At 68.7% G+C, this 16,662-nt stretch carries 17 protein-coding genes and 1 tRNA gene; 5 read left to right on the top strand and 13 right to left on the bottom strand.

The genetic code is table 11. The features are described 5' to 3' along the window. Positions 1-54 precede the first annotated feature (54 nt). Positions 55-1,113, top strand: coding sequence for an NAD-dependent epimerase/dehydratase family protein (locus AWU67_RS09830; RefSeq protein ID WP_082716902.1), 1,059 nt, complete (start codon positions 55-57; stop codon positions 1,111-1,113). Here the strand turns inward: AWU67_RS09830 and AWU67_RS16960 are convergent. Further along, positions 1,004-2,395 carry an APC family permease gene (locus AWU67_RS16960; protein ID WP_234407215.1) on the bottom strand — a complete coding sequence of 464 codons (1,392 nt, stop codon included), beginning with the start codon at positions 2,393-2,395 and terminating at the stop codon, positions 1,004-1,006. The two genes, AWU67_RS09830 and AWU67_RS16960, sit on opposite strands and share 110 nt — an antisense overlap. 88 nt (positions 2,396-2,483) lie before the next feature. On the opposite strand from AWU67_RS16960, the gene AWU67_RS09840 reads away from it, so the two are divergent. The 3 genes from AWU67_RS09840 to AWU67_RS09850 are packed head-to-tail and all read left to right on the top strand — an operon-like array spanning position 2,484 to position 3,589. Continuing rightward, positions 2,484-2,837, top strand: coding sequence for a YidH family protein (locus AWU67_RS09840; RefSeq protein WP_067228376.1), 354 nt, complete (start codon positions 2,484-2,486; stop codon positions 2,835-2,837). A gap of 7 nt (positions 2,838-2,844) precedes the next feature. Then, complete coding sequence (locus AWU67_RS09845; RefSeq protein WP_067228378.1) at positions 2,845-3,186, top strand: DUF202 domain-containing protein; 342 nt, start codon at positions 2,845-2,847, stop codon at positions 3,184-3,186. 46 nt (positions 3,187-3,232) lie between these two features. Further along, the gene (locus tag AWU67_RS09850) at positions 3,233-3,589 is read left to right on the top strand and encodes a hypothetical protein (RefSeq protein ID WP_067228381.1); all 357 of its coding nucleotides are present in this window, start codon (positions 3,233-3,235) and stop codon (positions 3,587-3,589) included. 328 nt (positions 3,590-3,917) lie between these two features. Here AWU67_RS09850 and AWU67_RS17355 read toward each other — a convergent pair whose 3' ends face one another. The 4 genes from AWU67_RS17355 to AWU67_RS09870 form a co-directional block, all read right to left on the bottom strand. Next, entirely contained in the window at positions 3,918-4,391 is a 474-nt protein-coding gene (locus AWU67_RS17355) for a hypothetical protein (protein WP_067228383.1), read from the bottom strand. A 251-nt stretch (positions 4,392-4,642) separates the two neighbouring features. Then, positions 4,643-5,620, bottom strand: a complete 978-nt coding sequence (locus tag AWU67_RS09860) for a ribose-phosphate diphosphokinase (RefSeq protein WP_067228386.1) — start codon at positions 5,618-5,620, stop codon at positions 4,643-4,645. A 42-nt stretch (positions 5,621-5,662) separates the two neighbouring features. Continuing rightward, positions 5,663-7,090 (bottom strand): bifunctional UDP-N-acetylglucosamine diphosphorylase/glucosamine-1-phosphate N-acetyltransferase GlmU, encoded by a 1,428-nt coding sequence (glmU, locus tag AWU67_RS09865; RefSeq protein WP_067228388.1) that lies wholly within the window; start codon positions 7,088-7,090, stop codon positions 5,663-5,665. Between the two features lie 163 nt (positions 7,091-7,253). Continuing rightward, positions 7,254-7,325, bottom strand: a tRNA-Gln gene (locus tag AWU67_RS09870). A 125-nt stretch (positions 7,326-7,450) separates the two neighbouring features. Here AWU67_RS09870 and AWU67_RS09875 point away from each other — a divergent pair. After that, positions 7,451-7,942: a MarR family winged helix-turn-helix transcriptional regulator gene (locus AWU67_RS09875; RefSeq protein ID WP_067228391.1), complete on the top strand. Its 492-nt coding sequence runs from the start codon at positions 7,451-7,453 to the stop codon at positions 7,940-7,942. A 191-nt stretch (positions 7,943-8,133) separates the two neighbouring features. On the opposite strand, the gene AWU67_RS09880 is transcribed toward AWU67_RS09875, so the two are convergent. The 8 genes from AWU67_RS09880 to AWU67_RS09915 all read right to left on the bottom strand — a co-directional run bounded on the left by AWU67_RS09880 (position 8,134) and on the right by AWU67_RS09915 (position 16,651). Next, complete coding sequence (locus AWU67_RS09880) at positions 8,134-8,793, bottom strand: methionine ABC transporter permease (RefSeq protein WP_067228394.1); 660 nt, start codon at positions 8,791-8,793, stop codon at positions 8,134-8,136. Then, a complete protein-coding gene (locus AWU67_RS09885) occupies positions 8,793-9,818 on the bottom strand; it encodes a methionine ABC transporter ATP-binding protein (RefSeq protein ID WP_067228397.1) in 1,026 nt (341 codons plus the stop codon). The genes AWU67_RS09880 and AWU67_RS09885 overlap by 1 nt, the downstream gene beginning before the upstream one ends. A 143-nt stretch (positions 9,819-9,961) precedes the next feature. Then, positions 9,962-10,876: a MetQ/NlpA family ABC transporter substrate-binding protein gene (locus AWU67_RS09890; RefSeq protein ID WP_067228400.1), complete on the bottom strand. Its 915-nt coding sequence runs from the start codon at positions 10,874-10,876 to the stop codon at positions 9,962-9,964. Positions 10,877-11,090: 214 nt separating this feature from the next. Beyond that, positions 11,091-12,953, bottom strand: a complete 1,863-nt coding sequence (locus AWU67_RS09895; RefSeq protein ID WP_067228402.1) for an ABC-F family ATP-binding cassette domain-containing protein — start codon at positions 12,951-12,953, stop codon at positions 11,091-11,093. 94 nt (positions 12,954-13,047) lie between these two features. Continuing rightward, positions 13,048-13,983 carry a 4-(cytidine 5'-diphospho)-2-C-methyl-D-erythritol kinase gene (locus tag AWU67_RS09900; protein WP_067228405.1) on the bottom strand — a complete coding sequence of 312 codons (936 nt, stop codon included), beginning with the start codon at positions 13,981-13,983 and terminating at the stop codon, positions 13,048-13,050. 9 nt (positions 13,984-13,992) lie between these two features. Further along, positions 13,993-14,538, bottom strand: a complete 546-nt coding sequence (locus AWU67_RS09905; RefSeq protein WP_067228407.1) for a DUF4287 domain-containing protein — start codon at positions 14,536-14,538, stop codon at positions 13,993-13,995. Positions 14,539-14,777: 239 nt separating this feature from the next. After that, positions 14,778-15,695, bottom strand: coding sequence for a 16S rRNA (adenine(1518)-N(6)/adenine(1519)-N(6))-dimethyltransferase RsmA (gene rsmA, locus AWU67_RS09910; protein WP_067228410.1), 918 nt, complete (start codon positions 15,693-15,695; stop codon positions 14,778-14,780). Beyond that, positions 15,692-16,651 (bottom strand): TatD family hydrolase, encoded by a 960-nt coding sequence (locus AWU67_RS09915; protein WP_067228412.1) that lies wholly within the window; start codon positions 16,649-16,651, stop codon positions 15,692-15,694. Before AWU67_RS09915 ends, rsmA begins: the two co-directional genes overlap by 4 nt. Between the last annotated feature and the right edge of the window lie 11 nt (positions 16,652-16,662).

Consider the following 16,662-nt stretch of genomic DNA (forward strand, 5'->3'; position numbering starts at 1 on the left):
GAACCTCAACAGTTCAAACCACCACCACACCAATCTGAGAAGCGATAGAACGACATGATCACGACAGTCACCGGCGGAGCAGGATTCATCGGAAGCCACTTGGTTGAGGAGCTGATAGCTCGCGGCGACTACGTCACCGTGATCGACGATCTCAGCACGGGTTCGATCGAGAACCTCTCCTCCGTGCTCGGCCACATCCGCATGCGATTCATCGAGGGATCCATTTGCGATCCGGATGCCGTGGCCGCTGCGGTGGAGGGGGCGGACCGTGTCTTCCACCTGGCTGCCGCCGTCGGCGTGCGCCTCATCGTCGAACACCCACTCGAGAGCCTGCGCACAAACATCCACGGTACGGAGACAGTGCTCGACGCCGTGCGCGCCACCGGTGCGACACTGCTGCTGGCCTCGACCAGCGAGGTGTACGGCAAGAACACCGCCGACAGCCTCGATGAGGAAGCCGATCGGATCCTCGGTTCCCCACTCAAGTCACGATGGACGTACGCAGCGGCCAAGGGCATCGATGAGGCCATCGCGCATGCCTACTGGCGTGAGTACGGGCTTCGTGTGGCGATCGTACGGCTCTTCAACACGGTCGGCCCCCGGCAGACCGGGCGCTACGGCATGGTCGTGCCCACTCTCGTCGGGCAGGCGCTGGCCGGCAAGCCCGTCACAGTGTTCGGCAACGGCTCGCAGACGCGCTGCTTCGGCTATGTCGGCGACGTGGTTCCCGCACTGATCGCACTGGCCGAGGAACCCGCTGCGTACGGCCAGGCGTTCAACCTCGGGGGCCGCTACGAAGTCTCGATCAGCTCCCTCGCTCAGCGGGCCATTGATCTGCTGCAGAGCGACAGCTCCATCGTCTACGTGCCCTACGCCGAGGCGTACCCGGAGGGCTTCGAGGACATGCAACGGCGCGTGCCGAACAACGGCAAGGCCCGGGAACTGATCGGTTTCGACCCGCAGACGACGGTGGATGAGATCATCGGCCATGTGGCCAGCGCGCTCACCGCTGCCGGCCCGCGTCGAGCGGACGGCGCGGCGGGGGCGGTCGCCGACGCGAGTGAGCAGATCGGCAACCCTGCTCACGCACTTGACCAGCAGATCGCCGTCTAGCCGGGAGGCGTTCCTGCTGCCCGCCCCGCGCCCCGCGCGAGGCGGAGCCCCCTGCCGGCAAACCCGGCCCCAGCACCAGAGCAGCGATCAGGACGCCCTGCCCAGGCAGGGTGAACGCCAACGCCAGGCATCCCGCGCAGCCCAACAGCTGCACCGCGGGGTGCAGCCAGCGTTCTGCCCGAGGCTGGCGGAGGGCGGCAACGTGGGCGATCGCGTAGTAGACCAGCACGCAGGTCGCCGAGAAACCGACCAGCCACGCCGGGTCGAGCAACAGCACGGCCGCTATCGCGACGGCGGCAACCACGAGCTCGGCGACCACGGGCGAGCCGCGCCGTGCAGAGACACGGCGGAGCGCTCCGGGGAGCTCGCGGTCGCGGGCCATCGCGAGACTGGTGCGGCTGAGCCCGGCGAGGATGCCGAGCAGCGAGCCGAGGCAGGCCAGCGCGGCCACGAGGCTCACCACGAGCACCCAGCCGCCTGCGCCGCCGCCCGCGACGACCGAGGCCAGCTCGGCCAGCGGGGAGCTCGAGCGGGCGAGACGCTCCGGCCCGAGCACGAGCACGGTTGCGGCGCCGATTGCGCCGTAGAGCAGCAGCGCGATCGCCAGCGCCCAGAGGATCGCTCTCGGCAGCGTGCGGCGGGGCTCGCGCGCCTCCTCGCCGAGGGTGGCCATGCGCGCATAGCCGGCGAAGCAGAAGAACAGCAGCCCGGCCGACTGCCCGATGCCGAGCCAGCCGGCATCCGCACCGGCCACGGGCTCGACGGGGGCCGCGCCCGTTCCGCCTTGCGCTGCCCAGACGGCGACCAGCACCAGCAGGGCGCAGAGTCCGAGGAGCACAACGGCGACGACGACACCGCTGAATCGCGCCGTGCTGCGCACGCCCAGTGCGTTGATGATCGCCAGCACGAGGATGGCAGCCACGGCCACCGCGCGAGCCTGCCCAGGCCAGAGGTAGCCGCCAGCGATCAGCGCGATCGCGGCGGCCGACGCGGTCTTGCCCGCCAGGAACAACCACCCGGCAGAGAAGCCCCACCACGGGCCGAGCAGCGCCCTGCCGTAGGCATAGGCCCCGCCGGAGACGGGGTGTGCCATCGCGAGCTGCGCCGAGCTCAGCGCGTTGAGGGTTGCGACGACCGCAGCGATCACGAGCCCGATCAGCAGACCGGCACCGGCCACGGCAGCTGCCGGGGCCCAGACGAAGAAGACACCTGCCCCGATCATGGAGGCCAGGCCGATTGCCATCGCGCCGGGGATCCCGAGTTGTCGTTGCAGCGTGTTCACCCGCAGATCGTACCGGCCGCCGGTGAATGATGGGGGTCGCCGCCGGCATCCGCGATACTTGAAGCCGCGCACATATCAAGGAGATCGCATGCGGAACCCCCAATGGCGGCAGCAGGGCGAGGAGCCCGACTACCGTTTCACCCTGGCCAACGAGCGAACGTTCCTGGCCTGGATCCGCACCGCCCTCGCGCTGCTCGCCGGCGGCGTGCTGCTGCACCAGTTCTCGCACGCGCTCGGCCCGCGCTGGGTTGTCGTGGCATTGGCCGTGCTGCTGGCCATCATCGGCGCCGTGCTCAGCGTGATCGCCTACACGCGCTGGCGCGCGAACGAGATCGCCATGCGCACCGGCAAGCCGTTGCCGCACTCGGTGTTGTTGCCCCTGCTGGCCGGCTTCTGCCTGCTCACGGCGGCCGTCATCGCCGTGCTGATGATCCTCGGATGACTCAGCCATGACCACCGCCCACCCACCGGCCCCGCTGCCGCGCGATCCCGGCCTGCAGCCGGAGCGCACGGCGCTCGCGTGGAACCGCACCGCACTGGCTGTCGCGATCAACGCGGCGCTCGTGTTGCGCGCGGGCGCGCTCGGCGGGGCGCCGCTGTTCGTGGCCGTCGGCGTGCTGCTGTTGCTGGCGGCCGGCGCCGCGACCGCCTATTCCGCGATCCGCAAACGGCAGCTGCTGCGTGCCGTCGGAACCCCGCCGCAGAGCAGTTCCCTGGCGCTCCTGCTCGCCGCCGCCGTGACCCTGGTCGCCAGTGCGGCCGGGATCGCCTCGATCCTCACAATCCGGTGACCGCGGTCACCGTGCGTGCGCCGGCGAACTGCGAGGATAGAACACGATGACAAACCACCCCGAGCTCGCCATTCACGACGACGACGATTCCCGGCCGCTGCACGGTAGCCGGCGTCGGCGCCTGACTCAGATCGTCGTGCTGCTCTGTGTGCTCGGCCTGGTGCTGCCGACGATCCTGACGACGCTCAGCGTCTCGACGGCGACCGCGGAGCGGGCCTGCGAGATCACTGTGGCGGCCTACTACCCGGATGCCGGCGGATTCCGCGCCGGATTCGAGCTGTTTGGCCAGGGCGGCCCCGGTTGGCAGTGCTACCGGCTGAACCAGAGCGGCGCGGAGAGCTACCTCGCCCCGCTCGGGCTGCTGCCCGGACTTCCCAGCGTGGTGCACGGCCAGCGCAGTTGACGCCGGGCGCTCCCCCGCCCACACCGCCGCAGTCCCGCTGGTCGAGTAGGCGTGCCAGCGCCGAATCGAGACGCCGCCACAGCCAGACACCCAGCCCCGTGCGAGGTCTCGATACGCTCGTTCCTCGCTACTCGACCAGCGGATTGTGGCGACAGATCCCGCTGGCTCGAAGGAGAGCCAGCGGTTGTGGCGACAGATCCCGCTGGCTCGAAGGAGAGCCAGCGGGTTGTGGCGACAGATCCGGCTGGCTCGAGGGGCGCCAGCGACCGAAGCGAACACCACGCGTCCCGCCGATTGAGCCTGTCGAAATCTAACGGACTGGTGGAGCTCAGCCCTCGGGTAGGAAGACCCGCTTGTACTTGCGCCCGTCCGGCAGCTCAACGGTCTGCGCCTCCAGCTGCCCCCGGGTCACGCGCAGGTAGATCGCCTGCGCGGTGACGCCGAGCTTCTCTGCCGCCTCGGCAACCGAGAGCCCGGGCAGATCGGTCGGCTTCGCGCTCGGCCGGGCCGAGCGTTTGCGGCTCGCCTGCTGCCGCTCGGCGATCGCTGCGTCGTCTCCCTGCCAGCGCGCCTTGGCAGCCGCCGGGCTGAGGTGGGCGGCTTCGCCGATCTGTGCCCAGTCGGCGCCCGCCGCGACCGCGTCGCGCACAGCGGTGAGTGACGCGGCATCCGCCTCAAGAGCCTCGATCAGCCTGCGCACGGCGGCCAGGCGGTCGAGGGCAGAAGCGGGGGACGGAGCCGCCGCGTCGAGCTCCCGTGCGCGTTCCAGGGCTGCACGGGTGTCATCGGCGAGAAAGGGCACGGCTACCTCCGGTTCGGGGGCCCGGCGGCAGCCCCACAGGCAATCTACCGAAGCCCGGTGGGCACGGGCGGACGGGCCGGGGTCGTTGTGCGGCAGAAACCGCGTTGTGCGGCAGTCATTCCTGTCGTACAACGCGGTTTCTGGGGCGGAGCACCTGATCGCCCCCGTGGCCAGCGGTCGCTGTTCCCGAGGTTTCCTGGGGACTGGCTGCCGCCTTTCGCGGCGTAACAAACGGCGCGCAGCGCCTTTTATTACGCCGCGCCGTCAAACATGCTCGTGACGGAGCCGTCCTCGAAGACCTCGTGGATGGCGCGAGCCAGCAGCGGGGCGATCGGGAGGATCGTCAGGCGGTCCCAGGTCTTCTCTGCCGGCAGGGGCAGGGTGTCGGTGACGACGACCTCGTCGATGAACTCGCTCTGCAGCAGCTCGGTTGCCGGGTCACTGAAGACGGCGTGGGTGGCCGCGACGACGACGCCGATGGCGCCGGCCGCCTTCAGCGCCTCTGCCGCCTTCACGATGGTGCGGCCGGTGTCGATCAGGTCATCCACCAGCAGGCAGACGCGGCCCTCGACCGGGCCGATGATCTCGTGCACGGAGACCTGGTTCGGAACCAGCGGGTCGCGGCGCTTGTGGATGATGGCGAGCGGAGCGCCGAGCTTGTCGCTCCAGATGTCGGCGACGCGCACGCGGCCCATGTCCGGGGAGACTACGGTCAGGGTGGCCGGGTCCAGCTTGTCCTTGAAGTGCTTGAGCAGCACGGGCATGGCGAAGAGGTGGTCGACGGGGCCGTCGAAGAAGCCCTGGATCTGCGCGGCGTGCAGGTCAACGCTCATGATGCGGTCGGCGCCGGCCGTCTTGAACAGGTCGGCGACCAGACGTGCAGAGATCGGCTCGCGGCCGCGGCCCTTCTTGTCCTGGCGGGCGTAGGGGTAGAACGGAGCGACAACGGTGATGCGCTTGGCGGATGCCCGCTTGAGCGCGTCCACCATGATCAGCTGCTCCATCAACCACTCGTTGATCGGCGCCGTGTGCGACTGGATGACGAACGCGTCACAGCCGCGCACGCTCTCGTCGTACCGCGCGTAGAGCTCGCCGTTGGCGAAGGTCCTGGCGTCCGTCGGCACCAGATCGGAACCCAGTTCCGCGGCGATGTCGATGGCAAGTTGCGGGTGGGCACGCCCCGAGACGAGAACGAGTCGCTTTTCTCCGCTGGACTTGATTCCGGACACGTGTAGTCTCGCTCTCCCCGACGGCGGGCCGTCGAACCTTTGTTATTCTGCCTGCGCGGCCTGGGCAGCATCATCCGCAGCACTGCCGGCCCGGTGCGTGTGCACCCAACCTTCCATGTTTCGCTGCGGAGCGACGCTGATGGCCAAGGCGCCGGCCGGTATGTTCTTGCGAACAACCGTTCCCGCACCTGTGTACGCTCCGTCACCAATTGTAATCGGCGCGACGAAGACCCCGTGCGACCCGGTGCGCACATGCGACCCGATTTGTGAGGAATGCTTGTTGACGCCGTCGTAGTTGGCGAAGATCGAGCCGGCACCGATGTTCGAGTGCTCGCCGATCGTGGCGTCGCCGACGTAACTGAGGTGCGGAACCTTGCTGCCGGTGCCGATCTTCGCGTTCTTCGTCTCGACGAAGGCGCCGATCTTGCCGTCGGTTCCGAGGATCGTGCCGGGGCGCAAGAACGCGAAGGGGCCGACGGTTGCCGCGGCGCCCACGACGGCGAGCGTGGCGTCGCTGCGGCGCACCTGGGCACCCTCGCCGATCTCGCAGTCAACCAGCGTCGTGTCCGGGCCGATGATTGCGCCGGTCGCGACGACGGTCGCGCCGAGGATCTGGGTGCCGGGCAGCAGCGTCACGTCGGGCGCGAGCGTGGCTTTGAGGTCGATCCAGGTGCTCGCCGGGTCCTGGATGGTGACGCCGGCCAGCTGCCAGCCGCGCACGATCAGCGCGTTCAGGCGCAGCGCGGCCTCGGAGAGCTGGGCGCGGTCATTGACGCCGGCAACCAGCCAGGCCTCGGCGACGGGCACGGCGCTCACGTCAGATCCGGCCGCGCGCAGCAGGCCGATGACGTCGGTCAGGTACTTCTCGCCCTGGGCGTTGTCGGTGGTGAGTTTGCCGAGCTGCTGGCGCAGGGCGGCGGCCGAGAACACGTAGACACCAGCATTGCCCTCACCGATGGCGAGCTGCTCCGGGGTGGCATCCTTCTGTTCGACGATGCCGTCGAACGCGCCGCCGTCGCCACGCACGATGCGGCCGTAGCCGGTGGCGTCGTCGTAGACGGCCGAGAGCACGGTGGCGGATGCCCCGCTCTCTCGGTGGGCGGCCACGAACTGGCTGAGCGTCTGGGCGTCGAGCAGCGGCACGTCGCCGTTGATGACGAGCACATCGCCGTCGAAGTCGGCAGGCAGCGCGGCGACGGCCTGCTCGACCGCGCGCCCGGTGCCGGGGACCTCATCCTGGTCGACGATGATGCTCTCCGGCAGCTCGGCGCTGACGACGGCGGCCAGCCGGTCGCGCTCGTGCCGCACAACGGTGACGATGGTTGCGGCGTCGAGGGCCTTCGCGGTGGCGAGCACGTGGCTGACCAGCGGCAGGCCGGCGATGGGGTGCAGCAGCTTGGGCGTGGCCGACTTCATGCGGGTGCCTTGCCCGGCCGCGAGGACAACAATCGCCAGATTCTGATCGGTCATGGGTTCAGGCTCCTCGGTGATGGGGTGTTGGCGCCGGAGGTGCGTCTAATGCTTCAGCTCGGCAACTTGTAGTGGTCATCGCTTTCATTCCAAGGAATTCCTTGGATTCTGGCTGCCGCCTTTCGGAGCGCCTTTTTTTCAGCGCGCGGCGCCGAAAAAAGCGCTCCGCCGCCAGGACTCGAACCTAGACCTAACAGCTCCAAAGGCTGTCGTGCTGCCATTACACCACGGCGGAACGCGCCGAAGTCACTTCCGCGCGTCATCCAGTCTGCCAGAACATGAGGCCTGTTTCCGCCGCCCCCGCCGACCCGGAGCGAGCTGTGGCCGCGATCCGGGGTGCGCGGCCGCGATAATGGGACAATGCCTGCCAGTGATGAAGTCGACCGCATCGTCGATGCGTGGTTGCGTGAGCGCCCCGATCTCGACTTCACGCCGCTGCAGGTTCTCTCCAGGGTCGGCCGGCTGGCCAAACACTTGGACCGTGCCCGACGCACCGCCTTCGCCCGCTCGGAGCTCGAATCGTGGGAGTTCGACGTGCTCTCCGCGCTCCGTCGAGCCGGCGAGCCGTTCCAGCTCTCGCCGAAACAACTCCTGCAGCAAACCCTGGTCTCCAGCGGAACGATGACGAACCGCATCGACCGTCTCGTGGTGCGCGAGTTGGTGCAACGCCGCACCGACCCGAACGACGGCCGCGGCATCCTCGTCGTGATGACCCCGGCGGGCCAGACCCGCGTGGATGCCGCGATCACCCGCCTCGTCGACGCAGAGGCGGTGCTGCTCGGCGCCCTCAGCGCGCCGGAGCAGGAGCGCCTGGCGGGCCTGCTGCGCAAGCTCTCGCTCGACTTCGACTAGCCCGTCATCCCGGTCTCGATACGCTCGTTCCTCGCTACTCGACCAGCGGGTATCCGCAGACCGTGGAACGGGTATCCGCAGACCGTGGAGCGGGTGTCCGCAGACCGTGGAGCGGGTGTCCGCAGACCGTGGAACGGGTGTCCGCAGACCGTGGAGCTGGTGTTCGCAGATCGAGTGGCGTGGGGCGCTGGCTAGCGGCGCAGCGCCTTGCGGGCGAGCTTGTTCCCGAGGAACTGCGCCAACTGCACAAACACGACGATGAGCAGCACGGCCGCCCAGGTCACGACGGGCTCGAACTGGCGGTAGCCGTAGAGCTGCGCGAAGTAGCCGAGGCCGCCACCAGCGACGAGGCCGGCCATCGCCGACATGTCAACGATCGCGACGAGCACGAAGGTGTAGCCGAGGATCAGCGGCCCGAGCGCCTCGGGGATGACGATGGTCGTCAGGATGCGCAGCGGCCCGGCGCCCATGGCGCGTCCAGCCTCGACCACCCCAGGCGGGACCGTCACCAGGTTCTGCTCCACAATGCGCCCAATCGCGAACGATGCCGCAATCGAGAGAGCGACGATGGCCGCATTGGTGCCGGTCCCGGTGCCGATCACCAGCCGCGTGAATGGCACGAGCGCGGCAATGAAGATGATGAACGGGATCGGGCGGAAGAAGTTGATGACCACATTCAGGATCACGAACACCGCTTTGTTCGGCATCAGGCTGCCCGCGCGCGTGGCGTAGAGCACGAGGCCGAAGAGCAGGCCGCCCAGGCCGCCGAACAACAGCGTCAGCGAGACCATGTAGAGCGTCTCGCCCGCAGCCTCCCAGAATTCGGGCTGCAGTTCAATCAGCTTGTCCATTACGCGGCCTCCGTCACTTCGCTCGCACCGGCGATGTCGGCGAGCACGCCGTCGATGACGGCATCCGGCCCGCGCAACGCCAAGGTGAGGTGACCGAAGGCACGACCCTGAATCTCGTTGATGCCGCCGTAGACCAGCTCGAACTCGATGCCGGCCTGCGCCAGGCTGAGGAACACGGAGGACTGGCTGGCGTCGCCGTCGCGGAAGGAAAACGTGACGATGCGCCCGGCGTGACGCTCACGCAGCACCGCGACCTCGGCCGCCGACGGCTGGCCTTTGACGACAGTGCCGACGAAGGTCTGGCTGGAGGCGTTCTGCGGGTCGGAGAAGACGTCGAAGACCTCACCGGTCTCGATCACCCGCCCCTTGTCCATGACGGCGACCTTCGTGGCCAGGGTCTGGATGACGTCCATCTCGTGGGTGATCACGACCATCGTCACCCCGAACTCCTCGTTGACCCGCTTGAGCAGGGCAAGAACCTCGTGCGTGGTCTCCGGGTCGAGCGCGCTCGTCGCCTCGTCGCAGAGCAGGATGCGTGGTTCGGTGGCGAGGGCGCGGGCGATTCCGACGCGCTGCTTCTGCCCGCCGGAAAGCTGTTCCGGGTAGTTCTTCGCCTTGTCGCTCAGGCCGACGAACTCGAGCAGCTCGTCGACGCGGGCCTGGATCTTCTCCTTGGAGGCCCCGGCCACGCGCAGCGGGTAGGCGACGTTGTTCCACACGGTCTTCGCATTGAACAGGTTGAACTGCTGGAAGATCATGCCGATGCCGAGGCGCACGGGGCGCAGCTGCTTCTCTGGCAGCCCGGCGAGCTCCTGGCCGTCCACGACGACGCTGCCGCTCGAGACCGGCTCGAGGGCGTTGATGAGGCGCACGAGAGTGCTCTTGCCGGCACCGGAGTACCCGATGATGCCAAAGACGTCCCCGGCCTCGATATCGAGGCTGACGTCGTCGATCGCGAGAATCGGATCTCCGTCGTTGGGGTTCGGATACGCCTTGGTGACGTTGCGCAGGCTGACTAGCGCCATGGGTTACTCCTCGTGCGGCCTGATGCGGGGTGGGCATGCCGCGTGTAGTTAAGGTGCGGTGCGGCCTCGCAGAGAAGACGCCCGCCCTTGTGGGGCGAGCGCTCCTCTGCGAAGCCGCGGAGATGCTGCGTGCTTCGTGGTGCTTACTTCTGTGCCTTGGTGTCTGCCTCGACCTTGGCGAGCGACGCCGCGAGGTCGGCAACGGGGGTCTGCAGGGCGAGGGCGGTGCCGCCCGAAGCCTCGAGCAGGCCGGCCTGGACGCCCTTGTCGGTCTGGAAGATCTCGACGAGCTTCTTGTAGGTCGCGTTGTCCTTGTCCTCGGCGCGAGCGGCGAAGATGTTGACGTACGGCAGAGCGTTGGCGTCGTTGGGGTCGTCCTTGGCGATGGCATCGGCGAAGGTCAGACCGGCGTCCTGCACGAAGTCGTTGTTGATGATCGCGGCAGCGACGTCGGGGAGCAGGGTCGGGGTCATGGCCGCCTCGAGCGCCTGGACCTTGACCTTGGACTTGTCCTGGATGACGTCGTTCAGGCCGGAGAAGATGCTTCCGCCGTCCTTCAGCTCGATCAGCTTGGCCGACTGCAGCACGAGGAGCGCACGGGCCAGGTTGCTGGCGTCATCCGGAACGGCGACGGTCTCGCCGGCGGGGATGTCGGCGACGCTCTTGTACTTGGTGGAGTACAGGCCGAGCGGGTAGATGGCGGTGGAGCCGATGGCGACGAGGTCGTCGCCGGCGGACACGTTGTAGTCGGCGAGGTAGACGATGTGCTGGAACTGGTTCAGGTCCAGGTCTCCTGCGGACAGGGCCGGGTTCGGCTGTGCGTAGTCAGCGAAGTCGGAGAGCTCGACCGTGATGCCCTCTGCGGCGGCGGCCTCGACGAAGGCGGGCCACTGCGGGTCGCTCTTGCCGACGACGCCGATCCTGACGGTCTCCGACTTGTCGGCCGAACCGGATCCAGCGCCGACCTCGGCGGTCGTGGCGCAGCCGGCGAGAGCGGCGAGCAGGGGAAGCGTGGCGAGAGCTGCGAGGACCTTGGTGGTCTTCTTCGAGATGGACATAACTACCTTTCGCTGTGTGTACCCGACCGGCCGGTGATCAGTTCGCGATCACGAAGCCGGGTGCGGCTTCGACATCTCTCGGCACACAGCTCCGCCATGGGGTATTTCCAAAGGGGATTTGTGTGCCGCAGCTGTGCGGGGTAATTACAACGGTACGGGGCTATTCTTCGACCGCCGAACCACTCCGCCTTAGTTCGTCACAGTTCCTGCGACGCTAGCCCTCGAGAAGCTCAGAAAGTTCGATCCAACGGGTTTCGTTCGTGACCACATCATTTTCCAGCTTCGACAGTTGGGCGGTCAGCGCCCCCAGACCGTCGTAATCTCCCTGGTCGTGGGTGGCCAGCTTCTCGTGAATCTCGGCGATCTGCTGCTGCCATTTGGCGATCTTGCGGTCGATGGACGCCAGTTCCTTCTGCGCGTTGCGCAGCTCGGCGCCACCCAGCTTCGGCTTGGCGGCCACGGCGGGCTTGCTCGGGGCCGCACTCGTTGAAGCACCGCTGTTGTCGTTGGAACCGACGACGCTTTCGAAGCCGACGTTGTCGGCATCCGCCGCCACCTGCTTCTTGCGCATCTCGATGTACTGCTCGACACCACCGGGAAGGTGCTTGAAGTGGCCCTCGGTGACGGCGTACTGCTGGTCGGTGACGCGTTCGATCAAGTAGCGGTCGTGGCTGACGACGAGCAGCGTGCCGGGGAAGGAGTCGAGCAGGTCTTCCATGGCGGCGAGCATGTCGGTGTCGAGGTCGTTGGTCGGCTCATCGAGGATCAGCACGTTCGGCTCGTCCAGCACGATCAGCAGCAGCTGCAGGCGGCGCTTCTGGCCACCGGAGAGGTCCTTGACCGGGGTGGAGAGCTGCGAGCTCATGAAGCCCATGCGCTCCAGCAGCTGGCCGGGGGTCATCTCTTTGCCGCCGGCGACGTAGCTGGAACGCTGACGGCCGATGACCTCGCTGACGCGGTCGTTCTGGATCGCCTTCAGCTCATCGAGCTGCTGGGTGAGCACCGCGACCTTGATCGTCTTGCCGCGCTTGACCGTGCCGCTGGTGGGCTGCAGGGTGCCTGCGACGAGGTTCAGCAGCGTGGACTTTCCCGCACCGTTGACACCGAGGATGCCGGTGCGCTCGCCCGGCGCAATGCGCCAGGTGATGTCGTTCAGCACCGTCTTCTCGCCGCGGTGCTCGGTGGCGGGGAACTTGACGGTGACGTCGATCAGGTCGACGACGTCCTTGCCGAGACGCTGCATGGCCATCGACTGCATCGACACGGTGTCGCGGGGCGGCGGCTCGTTCGCGATCAACTCGTTGGCCGCGTCGATGCGGAACTTCGGCTTGGCCGTGCGGGCCGGGGCGCCGCGACGCAGCCAGGCCAGCTCCTTCTTCATGAGGTTCTGACGTTTCGCCTCGGAGACGGCCGCCGAGCGGTCGCGCTCGACGCGCTGCAGGATGTACGCCGCGTAACCACCCTCGAAGGGCTCGATGATGCGGTCGTGCACCTCCCAGGTGGCGTTGCAGATCTCGTCGAGGAACCACCGGTCGTGGGTGACGACGACGAGTCCGCCGCTGCCCTGGGGCCAGCGGCGCTTGAGGTGCCCGGCGAGCCAGGCGATGCCCTCGACGTCGAGGTGGTTTGTGGGCTCATCGAGGAAGACGACGTCGTGGTCGCCGACGAGCAGCGCGGCGAGGGCGACGCGGCGGCGCTGGCCGCCGGAGAGGCTCTCGACGATGGCGTCCCAGGGCACATCGCTGAGCAGTCCGCCGATGACGTCGCGTACGACGGGGTCGCCCGCCCAGACGTGCTCGTCGATGCCGCCGACGACGGCCTGGGCGACGGTGAGGCTGGAGTCGACGGTGTCGGCCTGGTCGAGCATGGCGAGGCGCACGTCGCGGCGGCGCGTGACGCGGCCGCCGTCCGGCTCCATCCGCCCGGCCAGCAGTTTGAGGAGGGTGGACTTTCCGTCACCGTTGCGGCCGACGATGCCGACGCGGTCGCCCTCATTGAGACCCACCGTCACTTCGTCAAAGATTACGCGGGTGGGGAATTCGAGGTGCAGCCTTTCGGCGCCAAGCATGTGTGCCATATCGCCCCCAACTCTACTGGGCGCGCCTGTGTGCCGCCCCGCGAATGCGATGTGAGCGGCGGGGCGGATGCCGGCGGCATCCGCGGCGGGTCGGTCAGGAGTGGATGACGCGGGCGCCGTGCACCGGGCCGTGGGCCCGCACCGCCGTCAGCCGGGAGGCCGAGAGCGCCACCTGCAGTTCGAGCGCCGTGTCGGAGTCCGGCGCGAGGAAGGCCAGTGTCGGGCCGGAGCCGGAGACGATGCCGGCCAGCGCGCCGTTGGCCTCGCCGAGCTCCAAGATCTGGCCGAGCCCGGGGGCCAGGTGCAGCGCCGGGGCCTGCAGGTCGTTGTGCAGCGCCTCGGCGAGCAGCGCTGAGTCGCCGGCGCGCAGCGCGTGCAGCACCCGGGCGTCCACCTGCGGCGAGACGGCCGCCGGCCGGATGTCGGCGGCGTGCCGCTCCCGGTGCCGGTCCAGTTCGGCGTACACGGCCGGCGTCGACATGCCGAACTCGGCGACGGCGAGCACCCAGTGGAAGTTGCCCTGCGCGAGCGCCGGGCTGAGTTGGTCGCCGCGGCCGGTGCCGATGGCGGTGCCGCCGGCGAGGGCGAACGGCACATCGGCGCCGAGCTTGGCGGCCAGAGTGTGCATCTCGTCCTTGCCGAGCTCGGTGCCCCAGAGCGCGTCACAGGCGATCAGGCTGGCTGCGGCATCCGCGGAGCCGCCGCCCATGCCGCCGGCGATGGGCACGTTCTTCTCGATCTCGAGCCGCACACCGCCGCGGTAGCCGGTCTTGCGGGCGAGCAGCCTGGCCGCCTTGATGGCCAGGTTGCTGCCGTCGACCTCGAGGCCGGAGGTGTCGACGCTGCCGCTGAAGCTCACCGAGAAGTCGTCGGCTGGGTAGGCGCGCACATCTTCGTACAGCGAGACGGCCTGGTACGCCGTCGCCAGGTCGTGGTAGCCGTCGTCCTGCAACGCACCAACGGCGAGGAAGACGTTGATCTTGCCCGGCGCCCTCGCGTGCACGACTGGGGAGGTGGCGGCGAGAGTCATATCTTCACGCTATCCCAACTCGGCCGCGGCCTGCAGCCAGCCCTGCATGCGGGCCTTCGCCGGGGCGACGTCTTCGGCGCCGCCGAGCCGTTGCCAGGTGAGGCCGGCGGAGGATTTGCCTCCCTTGCTCGGCGCGATGGTGGCCAGCAGCGAGCCCACCGGCATCGCCCAACGCGCCGTCACGTACTTCGCTGCACGGCTCTCGGATGCCGGGGCGCCGAGCTCCTCGGCCAGGGCGGCGACTACCGCGTCCAGCGCCGGCAGCTGTTCGAGCGGAAGCGTCTTGGACACGCTCGCCTCGAAGCTGCCGTCCTGGCGCTGGCCCGGCAGGCGGATGCCGCGGGCCTGCTCGTAGCCGACGGTGACGCCCTGCGCCCACCAGCCACCGAGCGGGTAGTGGGCGTCGAGCCAGCGGGCGATCGCGGAGTGCTTCCAGGCTGCCGCGCCCTCTGCGTCGAGGATCGCGAACCACTCCGCCCAGGTCTTGCCGGTGGCGGCGGCGAGAGCGTCGTCGCTCACTCCGTCTTGACGCCCGGTGACGATCTCTTCGGCCATGCTCGCAACGCTACTGGCTGTGCGCGCGGACACGCCAGTGTCGTAGTGCGCTGGCATCAGCTGGTTGAGCCTGTCGAAACCCGGCCCCCTCCCGCTGGTTGAGCCTGTCGAAACCCGGCCCCCTCCCGCTGGTTGAGCCTGTCGAAACCCGGCGCCCTCCCGCTGGCGCGGGCTGGGCGCACCAGCCTCGGTATCTGTTCCTGAGGTTGCCTGGCTAGTGGCTGCCGCCTTTCGCGCTGCTACGCAGCGCGCGCGATGCGCAGGAAGTCGTGCACGGTGAGCTGCTCGCCGCGCTCGGTCGGGCTGACGCCCGCGGCCTCCAGCACGGCGCTGGCCGTCGCGGTGTCGCCGAGCACGGGAGCCAGCGACTGGCGCAGCATCTTGCGGCGCTGCTGGAAGGCGGCATCCACCAGCGCGAACGTGGCGAGGCGCTCCTCCTCGGTGCCGATTGCACCGGTCTCATCGATCGCCGCGTCACCGCTGGACGCGGCATCCCGCCGGTCGAAGCCGACGAGGATCGAGTCGACGTTCGGCACCGGCCAGAACACCTGACGCGAGACGTGGCCGGCGGTGCGCCACGAGCCGTACCACTCAGCCTTGACGCTCGGGCTGCCGTACACCTTGGAGCCGGGGGTGGCGGCGAGGCGCTGGCCGACCTCGGCCTGCACCATGACGATGCCGGAGCGGATCGACGGGAAGTGCTCGAGGAAGTGCAGCAGCACGGGCACCGAGATGTTGTACGGCAGGTTGGCGACGAGGCGCGCGGGCTCCCCCGGCAGCTCGATGACCTTCATGGCGTCCTGCGTGATCACGGTCAGATCGACGCCCGGCTGCATCAGCTCGACCGTCTTCGGCAGCTGTTCGGCGAGGCGCTTGTCGATCTCGACGGCGGTGACGGATGCCCCCGTCTCCAGGATCCCGAGGGTGAGCGAGCCGAGACCGGGCCCGATCTCGACGATGTGCTCGCCGCGCTGGACGCCAGCAGTCTTCACGATGCGGCGCACAGTGTTGGCGTCGATGACGAAGTTCTGGCCGAGCTTCTTCGTCGGGGTGACGCCGAGCAATTCGGCGAGGTCGCGGATCTCGGCGGGGCCGAGCAGCTTTCCGTGGCCGGGCACGTTCTCCGGCACCTCTTCTTCGTGACGGTGTGCGGTCATGCGATGCCTCCGATGGCCTCGGTGTAGCTCGGGACGGTGGGCGATGCGACGGGTTCTGCATCCCAACGGCCGTAGACGAGCTCGGTGTTGGAATTGATCTGGGCGGCCAGCACGCTGGCGTCGGTGCCGAGTTCTACGGCCATGGCGCGCAGCGTCAAGGGCAGCAGGTACGGTGCGTTCGGACGGCCCCGGAACGGGGTCGGCGTGAGGAAGGGTGCATCCGTCTCGATCAGGATCTGAGAGCGGGGAATCACCTGCAGGGCGTCGCGCAGGTTCTGCGCGTTCTTGAACGTGACGGTGCCGGCGAACGAGAGGTACCAGCCGTTGTCGGCGCAGATCTCGGCCATCGCTGCGTCACCGGAGAAGCAGTGGAACACGGTGCGCTCCGGCGCCCCGACCCGCAGCAGGGTCTCGATCACGGCCTCGTGCGCGTCACGGTCGTGGATCTGCATGGCCAGGCCGTGCCGCTTGGCGATGTCGATGTGCGCCTCGAAGGAGCGGTACTGCGCTGCGCGGCCCTCTTCTCCGGTGCGGAAGAAGTCCAGCCCGGTCTCGCCGACGGCCACCACGCGCGGCAGCGCCGCGAGCCGGTCGATCTCGGCGATGGCCCCGTCGAGGCCGCCTTCCCACGTGCCGTCCGGGCCGCCGGCGGTGTCGTAGACCGGCGCCTCGTTGGGGTGGATGGCGACCGCTGCGAGCATCCGCGGTTCGACGGCGGCCGTCGCGGCCGACCACCGTGAGGTCGGCACGTCGCCGCCCACCTGGATCACGCCGCGCACGCCGACGGCCGAGGCCCGGTCCAGCTGCTCGCGGTAGTCGATCGGGTCGTCGCCGTCGGCGATCTCCAAGTGGGTGTGGTTGTCGTAGATGCCGACGGTGAGCGCCTCGGGCAGCGGCGGATAGCTCAGCTCGCGTCCCTCGGTCTGTTCGCGCGTGCGGACGTGGTTCTCACTCATCGTCGTTCCTG

Origin of the sequence: Microterricola viridarii (assembly GCF_001542775.1) — a bacterium.
In the GTDB taxonomy this organism is placed as follows: domain Bacteria; phylum Actinomycetota; class Actinomycetes; order Actinomycetales; family Microbacteriaceae; genus Microterricola; species Microterricola viridarii_A.